Genomic DNA, 16779 nt, shown 5'->3' on the forward strand with positions numbered 1-16779 from the left:
TCAATACCATCTGTTTTTATTAAACTGTGTTTTCTTCCAATACCACATAATGATAAAGCCGGTCAAAGCCCCCCCAACGTGGGCCATATAAGCGGTATTGCTTGGACTAAAGAACGATTGTCCCGTAAGCGCCGAAATGACATCCAAAATGATAATTCCCGGAATAAAATATTTCGCTTTAATAGGAATTGGCAAAAAGATGAGCATGAGTTTTGCTTCGGGATTCATCATTCCAAAGGCCGCCAAGATCCCCATAATACAACCGGAGGCCCCTACCATAGAGGCGTAATACACATCAAACATTCCTTGTACATTTTTCATCTGTTCTGCAGAAAATTGCCGAGCACTTTTATTGGTGGTCAAGATTTCTTGTAATTCAGACACACCTATCCCGGATTCCACTAAGGACGACTGCAATGAAAAATAATGAAAATAATAAAATCCCAATTGAAATAATACTGCCCCCAATCCTGCCGAGATGTAAATAAATAAAAACTTTTGGCTTCCCAACTGCTGCTCCACAGCACTTCCAAACATCCATAAGGCCAACATATTGAAAGCAATGTGCATGACATTACCGTGCATAAACATATGGGTAATGATTTGCCAAGGCTGAAACAGTTCGTTTTTGGGAAAGTACAAGGCAAACCATTTATAAAACAATTCACCATTACCAATTGCAATGGTACCAACAAACATAATCACATTTATTATAATGAGATGTTTTACGGTATCGGTAATCCTAATCATAGTCTACATAAATTTTTTATCCAAATCGTCTACGCTCATAGTGATGAATGTAGGTCTGTTGGTTGGTGACACAGAGGGTTCTTTACAGGCAAAAAGGCTATTGACCATGTGTTCCTGTTCTAACTTGGTAAGCGATTGTCCCGTTTTAATAGCCAAACTTTTAGCTATAGATTTAGCTAAAAGATCGGTGGCACTAAAACTGCTGTCCGGGACTTCTTGTTCCACATCACTGATAAGCTGCTCCAAAATAATCGACACTTCACTTTCAGGCACATTAATAGGCACACCCGTAATTTCAACAAGATCCTCACCGAATTGGGAAAACACAAAGCCTGTGGACTCCAAATCTTCCTTAAGACTCTCTAAAATAGGAATTTCATTTGATGAAAAGTGCAATTCCAACGGAAAAAGTAGCTGTTGGCTTACCGCTTCCCTAACGGTCATACTTTTCAGTAAGTTTTCATAGAGAATCCGTTGGTGGGCACGGTGCTGATCGATCACCAACATTCCTGATTTAATGGTACTAACAATATACTTGTTATGAACCTGATACGTATTTTGTGTTGCCCCAACCTCTTGTTCCTGGAATAAAGGTTCCGTAGTTTCCTCACTTTCAAACTCTACTTCACTAAAATCATTTTCATCCCTTGTACCTTTCGATTCCAAGCCTACATACAAACTTTCCCAACTGGCACCAGCGTCCTTTTTATAAGACATTGCCGAACCATTTCCCCGACTTGACGACGAACGTCTAGGGGCCAATTCTTCAGCAAAAGGATTAAAGTTTCTATCTACTTCAATAGTTGGAGTTGATGCCGTCTTGTTTTTGTAATCATAAGGAGTATCCAAATTGGTGTCCAAATCAAAATCAAGAACAGGAGCTATATTAAACTGCCCCAAACTATGCTTTACCGAAGATCGAATAATGGCATATAGCGTATGTTCATCATCAAACTTAATCTCGGTTTTAGTTGGGTGAATATTGATATCAATGGTTTTGGGATCCACATCCAAATTCAAGAAATAACTGGGGTGCGCCCCATCTTTAATCAAACCTTCAAATGCTGAATTAATAGCGTGGTTGAGATAGGCGCTTTTGATAAAACGGTCATTCACAAAAAAGAACTGTTCGTTACGATTCTTCTTTGCAAATTCAGGTTTGCCCACAAACCCTGAAATCTTTAAAACTTCCGTTACCTCATTCACGGGCACCAATTTTTCATTGGTCTTATTCCCAAAAATATTAACTACACGTTGCCTGTAATTGCTTGACGGGAGATTGAAAGTTTCACTGCCATTGTGATACATCATAAAGGTAATATCTGGATGCGCCAAGGCCACTCTCTGGAATTCGTCGATGATATGACGAAGCTCCACAGCATTAGACTTTAAAAAATTGCGACGGGCAGGAATATTAAAAAACAGATGCTTTACAGCGACCGACGTTCCTTCTGGAGTTACCACCACTTCTTGGGCAGTAATTTCACTCCCTTCAATAGTGATTTGAGTTCCTAGTTCTTCTTGCGGTTGACGGGTTTTAAGCTCTACATGGGCAATGGCTGCTATACTTGCCAAAGCCTCTCCTCTGAAACCTTTGGTATGCAAACTGAATAAATCTTCAGCTGCCCTAATTTTGGAGGTCGCATGCCGCTCAAAACTCAAGCGAGCATCGGTTGGGCTCATGCCCTTTCCGTTGTCAATAACCTGAATAAGCGTTTTTCCCGCTTCTTTTATAATGAGTTTAACCTGAGTTGCGTTGGCATCAATAGCATTTTCCAAAAGTTCTTTTACCACAGAAGCAGGTCTTTGCACCACTTCTCCGGCAGCTATTTGATTGGCAACATGATCAGGTAAGAGTTGTATAATGTCTGCCATTGGGGTTTTAAAAGAATATAGACAAATCGAAATCGATGATAAACAGGAATATCAAAATCAAGATTCCCACAATAATCAAGACGCGCTTATTGGCGCCCATAGTATCCGGAGTGTTCTTATAATCATCCCAAGCATTATTGACTTTTGTTTTCAGACCTCTATTGTTGCCTACGGTCTGCCTGTAGTCATCAAACTTATGCTTCAGTTCATAAGGACTTCCTTCACCTTTATAATATCGTGGTGTATACTCGAATTTCTTGTTCTTTTTTAAACTAAATATTCCCATAGTGTATCTGTTATTCGTAACGACTTAAAATGTATAGTAGTACTAGAACAGCAATCAAAAATAAGACCAAAAAAGGAAGTGATGTGAAAAAAGACTTTTTTCGGCGGTTGGCATCCCTTACTTCCTTCCATTGCGACTCCATAGTGTCTTTGGCTTCCTTCTCCTCCTTTTTTAAATGTTTAGGAGTATAGCTGTACCGCTTGTTTTGTCGTTGGCCAAATAAATTCACTATAAAATTTCGTCACTATTACACTTCAAATGTACTTAAAATACAAGGAAATATCATGCTTGGCATGCTAAAAAATGTTAACACGCCCTGCTCTTAAAAAATAACTTTGGAATTGGATTGGTACTAAGCGTTTTGGCGCAACACAGCCATTTTTATGGCTGCCACAGCGGCTTCCACCCCTTTGTTACCATGCTTGCCTCCAGAACGGTCTATAGCCTGTTGCATGGTATTGTCTGTCAATACGCAAAAAATCACTGGTGTGTCGTGCTGTACGTTCAAATCCTTGATACCCTGGGAAACGGCTTCGCACACAAAATCAAAATGCTTGGTTTCTCCTTGAATCACACTACCAATAGCGATCACGGCATCTACTTTTTGTTCCTGCATTTTTTTGCTTCCGTAAATAAGCTCGTAGCTTCCCGGCACATGCCATTGCAGAATATTTTCGGGAAGCGTCCCGTGTTCTACCAAAGTGTCATAAGCCCCTTGAGCCAGTCCTTCGGTGATGTTATCGTTCCATTCAGAAACAACAATCCCAAACCGAAAATCTTTCGCGTTTGGGATTGTGTTTTTATCGTATTGAGATAAATTTGTCGTTGCCATATTATAGAGCTGCTTCCGCTCTACCTATGAAAACATCAATGTTTTTTGCTTCTGCAGAGTCTGGAAATTCATTTTTGATACGCTTAAAGTACGTTAAAGCTTTATTGGAATCACCCAATTTATTGGCCAAATTAGCCGCTTTAAACAAATACAAAGGCGCAGTAAATTCATTGTTTGAAGCATTAATAGCTTGCTCGTAGTATCCTAAAGCATCATCCAATTGGTTCAACTGCACAAAGGCATCACCAATACCTCCTTTTGCCAAAGGAGCCAACATAATATCGTTACTTGAAAAGCTGCTTAAATACTCGATGGCATTTTTGTAATCCTTAAGATTTAAGTAGGCCATACCGGCATAATAATTGGCAAGGTTACCAGCTGGAGTACCGCTATACTTATCGGCAATATCCACCATTCCGTATTTACCACCCGACCCTTCTAAAGCCAAGGTAAAAAGAGAATCCTTTTCAGTTCCATTTACTGCGTCGTCAAAGAATTGTTGTGCAACGAACATATCGTTCATAGCTTCTTCAGCTTTTGGCTCGGCAATAAATTTATTATATCCCAAATATCCCAATAGAATCAGCGCGACAGCTCCTACGGCAACCAAAATCGCCTTTTGGTTCTTTTCAGCCCATTCTTCAGTCTTAGAAGCAGATTCATCCAAGGTGTTAAACACCTCAGCTGTAGTTGAGTGCTCGTCTACAACCTCTTCCTCCTGTGGTTCTACTTTCGTCTTTGGTTTATATCCTCTTTTCTTGTAAGTTGCCATATATTCTGTATTAATGCGCCGCAAAAATAAAATTTTTATTGATAAATAAAAGGCAATTTTTTTGTTATTTTTAATAATTTGCACCGCCTTTTGCATAACTGGAGCAAAAACACATCTTACATTCTCATTTTATGATTTTAAAGTCTCTTTCATTAGTCAACTATAAGAATTTTGAAAGTCAATCCTTTACGTTTGATAGTAAAATCAATTGTTTTGTTGGAGCTAATGGCATTGGAAAAACCAATGTATTGGATGCTATTTACCATCTATCGTTTGGAAAAAGCTACTTCAACCCCATTGCTTCCCAAAACATAAAGCACGGTGAAGACTTTTTTGTAATTGATGGTGTTTTTGACCGTGAAGAGCGCTCCGAAAAGATTATTGTCTCGCTTAAGAAAGGACAGAAAAAGGTCATTAAACGCAACGCCAAGGCCTATGATAAGTTTAGCGACCATATTGGCTTTATCCCTTTGGTAATTATTTCACCTGCCGATAGAGATTTAATATTAGAGGGGAGCGAAACCAGACGCAAGTTTATCGACAGCGTTATTTCGCAAAGTGACAAGGTATATTTAAACAATCTGATCAATTACAACAAGGTCCTCTCCCAACGGAATGCCCTACTGAAGTTTTTCGCTTTAAACAACACTTTCAATGCCCAAACGCTGGAAGTTTACAACGAACAACTGCATCAATATGGGAGTGCTATTTTTAAAACCCGTGATGAATTTTTAAAAACATTTATCCCTATTTTCAAATCCCGTTACGACGCTATAAGCAATAGTAAAGAAACCGTCAACCTCAGTTACAAAAGCGACCTTTTTGAACATGACCTGCTAGAACTTTTTGCACAAAACCTCAACAAAGACAAGGCGTTACAATACACAAGCAAAGGCATTCACAAAGACGACCTTAATTTTGAAATAGAAGACTTTCCCATTAAAAAATTTGGAAGCCAAGGGCAGCAAAAGTCCTTTTTAATTGCCTTGAAATTGGCACAGTTCGATTTTATAAAACAGCAAAGCGGCGTTACTCCCATCCTACTTTTGGATGATATATTTGACAAACTTGACGAGCATCGCGTGGCACAAATTATTAGCTTGGTAGATCACGAAAATTTCGGACAATTGTTTCTAAGTGATACCCATGCAGACCGTACCGAAAACATCATCAAACAAATCCACCAATCTTATCAGATTTTCAAACTCTAAGTCCTTCCTGTAGTTAAAAAAGAAAATACAATTCTTGTATTTTCAACGAGGATAGTAGACCTTTGGATTTTAAAGTTGATGCATTATGAAATCCAAACTTTTCTTAACGGTTGTAGCCTGTTTTACTTTATTACACTGTGGTAAAAATCCAGAATCCTCCTTACAACATCTTAATGGCTATTGGGAAATTAAAGAAGTAACATTGGCCGATGGCTCTAAAAAGGAATACACTTTTAGTAACACCATCGATTACATAGAAGTCAATGACAGCCTAGTTGGTTTTAGAAAAAAATTAACCCCTACGCTGGAAGGCAAGTTTAAAACTTCAGGCGATGCCGAAAACATTAAGGCCATAATACAAAACGATAGCTTGATTTTAGAATACAAAACCCCGTATTCTAGTTGGAAGGAAACCGTGCTGAAAGCAACCGAAGACAAGCTTTTAATCCTCAATTCGCGGAAAGATTTGTACCTTTACAGTCGTTATGAACCTTTAGAACGCATGGATTAATGGCAAAACGGCACAGTGAATATTTAAGCATCAGTGAGATACTCAAGGAATTTGTGGATACCAATAATCTGCAGGACGGCCTAGACAAAATAGATGTAAGAGATGCCTGGGCAAAGATGATGGGAAATGGCGTGAACAACTATACTACCGCCATTCAATTGGAGCGTGATACCCTTTACGTACAATTGAGCTCTAGCGTACTTCGGGAAGAATTGAGTTACGGTAAAGAAAAAATCATTAGTATGCTCAACGAATCCTTGGGCAAGGAAGTTATCAAAACCCTAGTACTTCGTTAAAAACCAAGCTCAAGCTATAAAACACAAAAAACGCAACGTAACCGTTGCGTTTTTTGTGTTTATTGATGGATGGATTATTCCTTAAAACATTTCTCTTCCCGCAAAGTGGAATGCTCCTTCAATGGCAGCATTTTCGTCGCTATCACTTCCGTGAACAGCATTCTCGCCGATAGACTCTGCATACATTTGACGGATAGTTCCTTCAGCTGCTTCAGCTGGATTAGTAGCTCCAATCAAAGTTCTAAAATCCTCAACCGCATTTTCTTTTTCCAAGATAGCCGCTACAATAGGACCACGTGTCATATATTCTACCAACTCTCCAAAGAAAGGTCTTTCTTTGTGGATTGCATAGAAAGCCTCTGCATCTGCAGAAGTCATTTGAGTTAATTTCATTGCTACAATTCTAAATCCAGAAGCTGTAATTTTCTCCAAAATCGCACCAATATTCCCTTTTTCAACAGAATCTGGCTTAAGCATTGTAAATGTTCTATTTGTTGCCATTTTAATATATTAAATTATTCAGATATTACGTTTGTATTAAATTGCGACTCGTTCTTTTGGCTCTTAACCTTTAGGCGCCCCGTAATTTGGGTGCAAAAGTAATGTATTTCTTCATAAAAACCACACAAAGCATTATTAAAAAATTGTATCTTCGCCCTCTATGACAAAGCAAGATATCAAGAACATCCAAACGCTTTTAAGCAGACCAAAACACGTTGTAATAATCCCTCACAAAAATCCAGATGGCGATGCTATGGGAGCGTCCTTGGCTCTTTACCATTACCTTAAAAACATGGACCATCAGGTGGCAGTGATTGCCCCTAACGATTATCCCAACTTTTTGAAATGGATGCCCGCCGATGAACTTGTCCTTAAATATGAACTGCAGCGAAAAGAAAGTGATGAACTACTTAAAAATGCAGATCTAATCTTTACGTTAGATTTTAACGCCCTTAATCGCATAGGGGATATGGAACATGCCGTAAAAACTTCGGAGGCGATTAAAGTCATGATTGACCATCATCAGCAACCGGACGACTATGCCTTGTACACCTACTCTGACGTGAGCATGTCCTCAACCTGTGAAATGATCTATCACTTTATTGATATGTTGGGCGGTTTAAAGTCCATTAACCAAGATATAGCCACCTGCCTTTACACAGGCATCATGACCGACACAGGGTCGTTTCGCTTTGCGTCTACAACAAGTACTACCCACAAAGTAATTGCCCATTTAATGGATCAAGGCGCCCAAAATGCCCAAATCCACAATAATATATACGACACGAATTCCTTCGACCGCTTGCAGTTGTTAGGACGTGCCCTGAGTAATCTTAAAATATTACCCGAATATAAAACAGCTTACATTTCCTTAACTCAAGAAGACCTTAACACCTTCAATTTTAAAAAAGGAGATACTGAAGGTTTTGTGAATTACGGACTGTCTTTAGAAGGTGTTGTGCTAGCGGTAATCTTTATAGAAAACCAACAGGAGGGTATTGTAAAGATTTCTTTGCGAAGCAAAGGAGATTTCTCAGTGAACGAATTATCCCGTGCCCATTTTGAAGGAGGTGGCCACACCAACGCAGCCGGCGGCAAAAGCGATTTGTCCCTTGAGGCCACTATTGAAAAATTTATTAGTATATTACCGAGCTATAAACATGTCCTAAATCATGAATAAATATATACTAATAGGGCTCTTGGCAAGTTGCGCCATGGCATGCAAGTCTCCAGAGGCCCGAAAACCGGTCACGGTTAACAAAGGATCCTTTATCAATTTGTCGGTAGAGCGTAATATTAAGCTCAACCAAAAGGAACGCGAATTTATTGAAGGTATCATTCAAAAAGACACCAGCAACACTTATATAGCTTCAGAAAGTGGCTTTTGGTATTATTACAACACCAAGGTAGCCCAAGATACAATCACCCCAAACTTTGGAGACATCGTTAATTTCGATTACAGTGTCACCGATTTAAGTGGTAATCAAATCTATTCCGAAGAAGAAATTGTTCCCATGGATTATGCCATGGACAAGGAAGAGTTGTTCACTGGCCTTCGTGAAGGTCTTAAATTAATGAAACCGGGGGAAACCGTTACATTTTTCTTCCCTTCTCAAAAAGCCTATGGGTATTATGGTGATTCCAATAGAATTGGCACCAATACCCCACTTATTTGTAAAGTCACAGTTAATACTATAACCCAAACCCAAAATGATTAATATGAGAAACATGAAAAACAAAGTATTGCAATTATTTTTTCTTGTTGCCTTAATGACAACCACGGCATGTAATGACAAGTATCCTGACCTAGAGGATGGTTTATATGCTGAATTTGTTACCAACAAAGGAACTATGGTCGCCAAGTTATATTACGACAAAGTTCCGGTAACCGTTGCAAATTTTGTTGCCCTTGCCGAAGGAACCCACCCAATGGTAAAGGAAGAGTATAAAGGAAAGAAATACTATAACGGTACGACCTTCCACCGCGTTATCGACCAATTTATGATTCAGGGAGGAGACCCTACCGCAACAGGGACAGGAGATCCTGGATACAAGTTTGAAGACGAATTCAATCCAGACCTAATGCATGACAAACCAGGTATTTTGTCAATGGCCAATTCGGGATCTGCAACCAATGGAAGTCAGTTTTTTATCACCGAAGTACCTACTCCAAACCTTAACAACCGTCACGCTGTTTTTGGAGAGTTGGTTTTAGGTCTTGAAATTCAGGACAGCATTTCCAATGTGGAGACTTCTAAGCCTGGAGACAAGCCTAAAGAAGATGTAGTGATCCAAGAATTGAACATCATCAGAAAAGGATCGGAAGCCAAAAGTTTCGATGCACCAAAAGTGTATATGGAAGAACTTCCTAAAATCAAGGACAAACAAAAAGCCTTAAGAGAAGAAGCTAAGAAAAAAGCTGAAGAAGAGCGTTTGGAAAGAGAAGCTAAAAATGCCGAAGCTGGCGCTGCTTTTAAAGCAACTTTGGACGGATACAATGCTAATGCTACAACCCTTCCTTCTGGATTAAAAATGTATGTTATTAAAGAAGGTACTGGTGAAAAACCAAATACAGGAGACATGGTAAAGGTGAACTACGAAGGGTACTTTGCCGATGGTCGTTTATTTGACAGCAACGTTAAGGAAGTGGCAGAAAGACACGGTATGTTCAACGAAATGAGAGACCAACAAAATGGATACCAACCTATGCCAATGAAGGTAAGTCCAGATGCCAATATGATTCCTGGATTTAAAGAAGGTGTTGGAACCATGAAGGTAGGTGAGCGTTCCTATTTCTACTTACCATACCACTTGGCTTATGGCGAGCGTGCTGCAGGTCCAATTCCAGCAAAATCAGATTTGATTTTTATTGTGGAAATGGTTGAAGACACAAAACAATAATTCAATAGACACAAATAAAAAAGCCGCTTAATAGCGGCTTTTTTTTGTTGATATAATAGTTGTTATTTCTTTGGAATCGCTTTTAGAATTTCCAATACAAACTTCCAATATTTTTGAGCAGAAGAAATCTGTGCGCGTTCGTCTGGCGAGTGCGCTCCCTTAATATTTGGTCCAAAACTAATCATGTCCATTTCTGGATAGTTGGTTCCCAAAATACCACATTCCAAACCAGCATGGCAAGCGGCCACATGTGGCTCCTCACCTTGGTTCAATTCTTTATACAAAGGAACCATCACCTTTAAAATATCTGAATCCATATTTGGTGTCCATCCTGGATAATCCCCACTGAACTCTACTTCGCAACCTGTCAATTCAAAAGCTGCCCTAAGGGTATTGGCTAAATCCCATTTAGAACTTTCAACAGAAGAACGTGTCAAACAACCCACTTTAATTTTACCATCCTTAATCACCACATTGGCAATGTTATTGGAGGTTTCTACCAAACCAGGAATATCGGCACTCATACGGTACACCCCATTCCAAGCGGCATACAAAGCTCTGGTAAATCCTTCTTGAACGCCAAGATCCATAATACGCTCTGGAGTTTCAATTTTGGTCACGATGATTTCCAAATCTGGTTCCATGGTTTTCAACTCGGTTTTGATGTCATTAGCCAAATCATTGGTCTCTGCAATAAACACTTCTTCGTGCATGCTATCTATGGCCACAATGGCTTTGCTTTCTCTTGGAATAGCATTTCGCAAACCACCTCCGTTGATTTCAGAAATTCGCAAACCAAAGTTTTCAAACCCATCAAACAACAAACGGTTCATGATTTTGTTGGCATTACCCAATCCTTCATGGATCTGCATTCCAGAATGGCCCCCTTGAAGTCCTTTCACCTCAATTAGGAATCCCATTTTAAATTCTGGAGTTTCCTCCTCTTCATAACTACGGGTAGCCGTGACGTCTACACCTCCGGCACATCCTACACCGATTTCATCGTCTTCTTCGGTGTCAAGATTCAATAAAATCTCACCTTCCAACAAACCGCCTTCCAATCCCATAGCACCGGTCATTCCCGTTTCTTCGTCTATGGTAAACAAAGCCTCAATGGCTGGGTGCTCAATATCGCTGCTTTCCAAAATAGCCATAATGGTAGCCACCCCCAAACCGTTATCGGCACCAAGGGTCGTTCCTTTGGCACGTACCCAATCGCCGTCCACATACATGTCGATGCCTTGGGTATCAAAATCGAAATTGGTATCGTTATTTTTTTGGTGTACCATATCCAAATGCGATTGCATCACAATGGCCTTTCTATCCTCCATTCCAGAGGTTGCAGGTTTTTTAATGATGACATTACCTACCTTGTCCACAATGGTTTCCAAGCCTAGGTTTTCACCAAATGCTTTCATGAACGCAATCACACGCTCTTCCTTTTTTGACGGTCTTGGAACGGCATTCAAATCGGCGAATTTATTCCATAACGCCTTTGGTTCCAACTGTCTTATTTCTGAATTCATATGTATTAGCTTAAAGTTGCACAAAGGTACAAATTGAAGTCCACAATTAAGAGCCACAGATCTGCTTCTTTTTATTACATTTGAAGTATGCAGAACTTTGGCCGCCTCTTTATTGCCTTTTCCATTCTCCTTCAAATCGCCTTCATCAAGCTTATTGCGAAATTCCCCGAATTTGTCGAGCGTTGGTATAGTCATGGACTGTATGTTTGGATTTCCAAATCGATGCGCTTTGTTTTTGGATGGCTTCCTTTTTCGATTGGGGATGTGTTTTATACATTGGCAACCCTCTATATTCTAAGATGGTTCTATACCAATAGAAAACGTATGTTCAAGAATTTTAAGTCTTGGGCTATAGATGTTCTTATGGCCTTGTCGATGGGCTATTTGGCCTTTCATATGTTATGGGCCTTTAATTACTACCGTTTGCCACTGCACCAATCCCTCGGTTTAGAAAAAGATTATACCACTGAAGCCCTTTTATCAACTGCTGAACGCCTTACTGAAAAGGTCAACAGCTTGCATACTGCGATCACTCACAACGATACGCTTCCTGTGGTCATGCCTTATAAGAAAACGGAATTGATAAAAGCAGTTCCCAAAGGGTATGAAATACTGTCTAAAGAATACCCCCATTTGGCATATGCACCAAAAAGTATCAAATGTTCTATTTATAGTTTGCCACTCACCTATATGGGATTTAGCGGCTATTTGAATCCGTTTACCAATGAAGCTCAAATAGACGGCATGATTCCTATTTGGAAGTACCCCACAACTGCCAGCCATGAAGTAGCTCATCAATTGGGATACGCTGCCGAAAATGAAGCTAATTTTATTGGCTGTATGGCAGCTATCCACCATCCAGATATTTATTTTCAATATTCAGGACATGCCTTTGCCCTGAGACACTGTCTTTTGGAAATATTTCGAAGGGATCCTGAGAAGTACGATGTAATGCTAGCTAAGGTGAATAAAGGAGTTTTAAAAAACTACCAAGAATCCCGCGATTTTTGGATGCGTTACCAAAACCCATTAGAGCCCATATTCAAATCAACATACGATGGCTTTTTAAAAGCCAATAACCAAACAGACGGCATGCAGAGCTATAGTTATGTAGTAGCGCTATTGGTTAACTATTTTGAAGCCAACCCAGAGCATTAAACTTTTCTGCGCAACTATTTTACGACAAGTTTTTTAATGCTTTCTCTGGCTCCGTTATGCAATTGAATATAATAAATACCACTTTCCAAGGAAGACACATCCAATGCCATTTCTTGTTCTTGAGCATAGGACGTTTCCAGAACTCGCTTCCCTAACACATCAAAAACGTTTACCCTCAATTCTGAAGAAGCCTCTTCTATCTGAATATAGACCATATCATTTGCTGGATTTGGATGGATTGAAAACTCAGCAGTCTCCTGATCTTCTACCGAAAGTATCTCTACAAATTCGGTAGAGAATGTATTGGTAATTACAGGTTCATTAAAGTCGAAAAAGATAGCCGCTGAATTAGGAATAACATCTCCCACTCCATAACCTGAAACAGGTTTGATTTTAAAATGAACGTAACCGTGGCTTTCAGGCTCATCCATACTTTCACTTGGCAAATTAATATCATCGAACTGCCAAACCAATAGATTGCCTGTTCTAGTAACGACATAATCATGACTGGAATGCAACATTTCGAAGGTAGTTTCATCCAATTGAACATCCAGGACATCCTCAATTCTTACTTCGAAAGCTTCGGCTGTCCCCACATTTTGAAAGCGAATGGTATAATACAAATATTCATCTGAAGTTATAAACTCATCATAAAGAATTTGTGGCCCATGGCTTTCCATAATATCATTTGGATCATAAGATCCAACAACTGTTTCAGTTAAACTTGCAGTGTTATTGTTGGTATTTATTTCATCTGTATTTGATGTATAAGTCACAGAATTGGTAACAGTTTCTCCCAATGCTAGCGTTGTGGGACATTCCACTGTCACAGGTATATATATTTCAGAACCTCCCTCAATATCCATAAATTCCAATATAAACCCAGTCGAAGTGTTAATTATGGTATAATTGGGAGAGTCATTCACCACAAGTTCACTCAAAGGCAAAGATTCATCCAAAACAAACTCCAATTCTCCTGAATTAGGTTGAGTACCATAATTTTCTAGTTGAATCTGAATGTTATACGGAAAACCAGGTACTGGAGGAGAGTATGTGTAAAGATGGACATACATATCCTCACAGTCCTCAATTTCCATAATTGGAAAATCAAGTGTTATTTCCGCGCCATTGGAAACGGTAATATCTGAGAGCGTTGTTGTGTTGGAATAATAACAATTTTGTTGTAAGCTTAAATTAAAGTCATAGGAATCGCTTTCCTGAGAGGTGTATAAAGTAAAACTCCCTGTATTGGACATTACACCACTAAAATAACCTGAATCATTCAACTCATAGGTTATTTGGGCTTGGTCAAAATAAGCCTCACCAGTATCAAAAACAGAATTACTATTGGCGTCCAAAAATATATTTACATGAATTAATCCTGAGTTTTCACAATCTATAAAATTCACTAAGGTGGCGTCTGCCCCAACTGGAACTTCCTGTATTGGGTCATAAATAATAACTGAATAATAAGCCGATTCGGTTACCACCAACTCATCTGTTGTTGCCCCAGAAATCAAGATGCCATCTTGATACCATTCATAATTATATGTACTAGTCGAAGATATTTCCGCCTGCAATAGTACAGCAGGTGTTTCTTCACATATATTCTGATCCGCTCCTAATTCCACATCAACAGCCTCCTGGAAATCAACACAATATACCATATAACTAATACCTTCACTAAACTCTAGTTCACCTGAGGCACAACTCACAGTTTCATTCGCCACTACAGAAAAGGTAATAGAATCTCCTATAGACATTATAAATGTTCCCGGTACAACCTGACCTGTAGGCCAATAAAGGTTCGTTGAGCCATCACTATCTAATATTTTCAAGGTGTCATTTCCATTCTCAATAGCCCCTCCTATTAGCATTAACATCAACGGATTTCCATTGGAACTTGTATAAGTGACTTCATTATAGCTATTGTTTTCGTAACAAGCCGTAACAAACAACGGCCCTTCATCACAATCAACAATTACCTGTGCTTGGAAACTAAAAAAGAAGAGGGATAAGCCTAAAAAAAGTAATTTTTGCTTCATAAAAATGTAAATTTGCATTAACAATATACTGTTAATAAGTGAGAAAAGAAATAATCAGTACTCAAAATTCCTACATTAAAGAGTTGTTTCAACTAAAGGAGAAATCCCGTGAACGTAAAAAAACAGGGCTTTTTCTCATTGAAGGAGAAAGAGAAATTGGCTTGGCACTCAAGGGCAATTATAACATTGATACTATTTTATTTTATCCTGAGTTATTTCCGGAAGCCCAACTTAAAACCTTGGCAAATCCATCTATCCCAACTATACAAATCTCAAAGGAAGTATATCAAAAGTTGGCGCACCGCTCTACCACAGAAGGTATTTTGGCTCTTGCTAAATCCAAAGCTCACAATTTGGCCCAACTTACATTTAAGTCAAAAACCCCATTAATCATGGTAGCCGAAGCCCCTGAAAAACCAGGAAACATAGGCGCTTTACTTCGTACGGCCGATGCCGCCAATGTGGATGCCGTGATTATTGCCAACCCCAAAACCGATTTATACAACCCAAATATCATTCGCTCCAGTGTGGGATGTGTCTTTACCAATACGATTGCAGTGGGCAGCACTTCCGATATTATTGCCTTTTTAAAAGACCACAACATTGCTATGTATTGTGCCGCGTTGCAGGCTTCGGTGGGATATCACACCCAAGACTACACAGGTCCTACGGCCTTGGTAGTGGGGACTGAAGACACTGGTCTTAGTGACGAATGGCGCACTAATTCAACTCAAAATATTATCATCCCAATGCAAGGTGCTATCGATTCCATGAATGTTTCGGTGGCTGCAGGCATCCTGATATTTGAAGCCAAAAGACAACGTCAGTTTTTATAACATAAATTCAATTTATTTTCTCTATACACTTATGAATTCCCAAACCCTCTTCTATATTATCATTGCCATTATTGTTCTGGATTTTATCATCGACAAAGTATTGGACGCCTTAAACGCGAAACATTTTAAGGATCCCGTTCCCCAGAAATTGCAGGATGTATACGATGAGGAAGCCTATAAAAAATCCCAGAACTATAAAGCCACCAATTACCGCTTTGGTTTATGGAGTTCTAGTGTTTCAATACTTACAACACTTGCCTTTTTAATCTTTGGCGGTTTTGAGTATGTAGACCAATGGGCCAGAAATTTTAGTGACCATCCTATTGTGATTGCCTTGATATTCTTTGGAATCATCATGTTGGCAAGTCAGTTAGTGAGTCTACCTTTTTCTTACTACCGAACTTTTGTAATTGAAGAACGTTTTGGCTTTAATAAAACCAGTAAGGGCACTTTTATTTTGGATAAGCTCAAAGGACTCCTCATGGGCGCTATTGTGGGAGGAGGTTTGATGGCCTTGATTATTTGGATCTACCAACTCACCCAAGAACGCTTTTGGCTATATGCATGGGGTGTTATTGCACTGTTCTCCATTATTATGAATATGTTCTACTCTAAGCTTATTGTTCCCCTATTCAATAAGCAGAGTCCTTTGGAAGATGGTCCCTTACGTGAAAAAATTTCTGAATATGCGCAATCTGTAGGGTTTCAACTGGACAATATTTTTGTAATTGACGGTTCCAAGCGTTCCACCAAAGCCAATGCCTATTTTTCTGGATTTGGAAGTCAAAAACGTGTGACTTTATACGACACACTGGTGAAGGATTTAGAAGATGATGAAATAGTAGCGGTATTGGCGCATGAGGTAGGACACTACAAAAAGCAGCATATCATTTTTAATTTGATTGCCTCTTTGTTACTTACTGGAGCAACCTTGTTTATATTATCTATATTTATTTCCAATCCTTTGTTGTCGCATGCTCTAGGGGTTAGCATTCCTAGTTTTCATGTAGGGCTAGTGGCTTTTGGATTATTGTATGCACCTATTTCGGAACTAACTAGTTTGGTGATGAACCACTTTTCTCGTGCTTTTGAATATCAGGCAGACAACTATGCTAAAAACACCTATAAAGCAGCTCCATTGATAAGCGGATTAAAAAAACTTTCCAAAAATAGTTTAAGTAATCTCACACCACATCCTGCTTATGTTTGGGTACACTATTCGCATCCTACTCTATTGCAACGGGTAACAAATTTAAATGACGTTTAGGAGGATCTATTT

The 16779-nt window shown here is 39.2% G+C and carries 17 protein-coding genes; 9 read left to right on the forward strand and 8 right to left on the reverse strand.

Annotated elements, in window-relative coordinates; translation table 11 throughout:
- The 5 genes from RBH95_RS11675 to RBH95_RS11695 all read right to left on the reverse strand — a co-directional run bounded on the left by RBH95_RS11675 (position 1) and on the right by RBH95_RS11695 (position 4515).
- Complete coding sequence (locus tag RBH95_RS11675) at positions 1 to 750, reverse strand: rhomboid family intramembrane serine protease (protein ID WP_307899768.1); 750 nt, start codon at positions 748 to 750, stop codon at positions 1 to 3.
- A 3-nt stretch (positions 751 to 753) separates the two neighbouring features.
- Entirely contained in the window at positions 754 to 2625 is a 1872-nt protein-coding gene (mutL, locus tag RBH95_RS11680; protein WP_307899769.1) for a DNA mismatch repair endonuclease MutL, read from the reverse strand.
- A gap of 7 nt (positions 2626 to 2632) precedes the next feature.
- Entirely contained in the window at positions 2633 to 2911 is a 279-nt protein-coding gene (locus RBH95_RS11685) for a riboflavin synthase subunit beta (protein ID WP_307899770.1), read from the reverse strand.
- Positions 2912 to 3263: 352 nt separating this feature from the next.
- The gene (ribH, locus tag RBH95_RS11690) at positions 3264 to 3743 is read right to left on the reverse strand and encodes a 6,7-dimethyl-8-ribityllumazine synthase (protein ID WP_307899771.1); all 480 of its coding nucleotides are present in this window, start codon (positions 3741 to 3743) and stop codon (positions 3264 to 3266) included.
- 1 nt (position 3744) lies between these two features.
- Positions 3745 to 4515, reverse strand: coding sequence for a tetratricopeptide repeat protein (locus RBH95_RS11695; protein WP_307899772.1), 771 nt, complete (start codon positions 4513 to 4515; stop codon positions 3745 to 3747).
- Positions 4516 to 4646: 131 nt separating this feature from the next.
- On the opposite strand from RBH95_RS11695, the gene recF reads away from it, so the two are divergent.
- From recF to RBH95_RS11710, 3 genes are all read left to right on the forward strand, one after another.
- On the forward strand, positions 4647 to 5726 hold the full coding sequence (gene recF / locus RBH95_RS11700; RefSeq protein WP_307899773.1) for a DNA replication/repair protein RecF: 1080 nt from the start codon (positions 4647 to 4649) through the stop codon (positions 5724 to 5726).
- A gap of 85 nt (positions 5727 to 5811) precedes the next feature.
- Entirely contained in the window at positions 5812 to 6237 is a 426-nt protein-coding gene (locus RBH95_RS11705) for a lipocalin family protein (protein WP_307899774.1), read from the forward strand.
- Positions 6237 to 6533 carry a DUF721 domain-containing protein gene (locus tag RBH95_RS11710; RefSeq protein ID WP_307899775.1) on the forward strand — a complete coding sequence of 99 codons (297 nt, stop codon included), beginning with the start codon at positions 6237 to 6239 and terminating at the stop codon, positions 6531 to 6533. Before RBH95_RS11705 ends, RBH95_RS11710 begins: the two co-directional genes overlap by 1 nt.
- Before the next feature lie 81 nt (positions 6534 to 6614).
- On the opposite strand, the gene RBH95_RS11715 is transcribed toward RBH95_RS11710, so the two are convergent.
- Positions 6615 to 7034 carry a nucleoside-diphosphate kinase gene (locus RBH95_RS11715; RefSeq protein WP_053992244.1) on the reverse strand — a complete coding sequence of 140 codons (420 nt, stop codon included), beginning with the start codon at positions 7032 to 7034 and terminating at the stop codon, positions 6615 to 6617.
- 160 nt (positions 7035 to 7194) lie between these two features.
- On the opposite strand from RBH95_RS11715, the gene RBH95_RS11720 reads away from it, so the two are divergent.
- From RBH95_RS11720 to RBH95_RS11730, 3 genes are read left to right on the forward strand one after another with little or no spacing between them, the layout of a single operon-like run.
- Positions 7195 to 8214, forward strand: coding sequence for a bifunctional oligoribonuclease/PAP phosphatase NrnA (locus RBH95_RS11720; protein WP_307899776.1), 1020 nt, complete (start codon positions 7195 to 7197; stop codon positions 8212 to 8214).
- Entirely contained in the window at positions 8207 to 8752 is a 546-nt protein-coding gene (gldI, locus tag RBH95_RS11725; protein WP_307899777.1) for a gliding motility-associated peptidyl-prolyl isomerase GldI, read from the forward strand. Before RBH95_RS11720 ends, gldI begins: the two co-directional genes overlap by 8 nt.
- Positions 8753 to 8762: 10 nt before the next feature.
- Complete coding sequence (locus tag RBH95_RS11730) at positions 8763 to 9935, forward strand: peptidylprolyl isomerase (protein WP_307899778.1); 1173 nt, start codon at positions 8763 to 8765, stop codon at positions 9933 to 9935.
- A 62-nt stretch (positions 9936 to 9997) separates the two neighbouring features.
- On the opposite strand, the gene RBH95_RS11735 is transcribed toward RBH95_RS11730, so the two are convergent.
- On the reverse strand, positions 9998 to 11461 hold the full coding sequence (locus RBH95_RS11735) for an aminoacyl-histidine dipeptidase (RefSeq protein ID WP_307899779.1): 1464 nt from the start codon (positions 11459 to 11461) through the stop codon (positions 9998 to 10000).
- Between the two features lie 87 nt (positions 11462 to 11548).
- On the opposite strand from RBH95_RS11735, the gene RBH95_RS11740 reads away from it, so the two are divergent.
- Positions 11549 to 12619: a DUF3810 domain-containing protein gene (locus tag RBH95_RS11740; RefSeq protein ID WP_307899780.1), complete on the forward strand. Its 1071-nt coding sequence runs from the start codon at positions 11549 to 11551 to the stop codon at positions 12617 to 12619.
- Between the two features lie 14 nt (positions 12620 to 12633).
- Here RBH95_RS11740 and RBH95_RS11745 read toward each other — a convergent pair whose 3' ends face one another.
- A complete protein-coding gene (locus RBH95_RS11745) occupies positions 12634 to 14664 on the reverse strand; it encodes a T9SS type A sorting domain-containing protein (protein ID WP_307899781.1) in 2031 nt (676 codons plus the stop codon).
- Between the two features lie 38 nt (positions 14665 to 14702).
- On the opposite strand from RBH95_RS11745, the gene RBH95_RS11750 reads away from it, so the two are divergent.
- Both RBH95_RS11750 and RBH95_RS11755 read left to right on the forward strand, forming a co-directional pair.
- Positions 14703 to 15500: an RNA methyltransferase gene (locus RBH95_RS11750; protein WP_307899782.1), complete on the forward strand. Its 798-nt coding sequence runs from the start codon at positions 14703 to 14705 to the stop codon at positions 15498 to 15500.
- 31 nt (positions 15501 to 15531) lie between these two features.
- Positions 15532 to 16767 carry a M48 family metallopeptidase gene (locus RBH95_RS11755; RefSeq protein WP_307899783.1) on the forward strand — a complete coding sequence of 412 codons (1236 nt, stop codon included), beginning with the start codon at positions 15532 to 15534 and terminating at the stop codon, positions 16765 to 16767.
- The last annotated feature ends 12 nt before the right edge of the window (positions 16768 to 16779 follow it).

The organism is Mangrovimonas sp. YM274, from assembly GCF_030908385.1.
GTDB lineage: Bacteria > Bacteroidota > Bacteroidia > Flavobacteriales > Flavobacteriaceae > Mangrovimonas_A.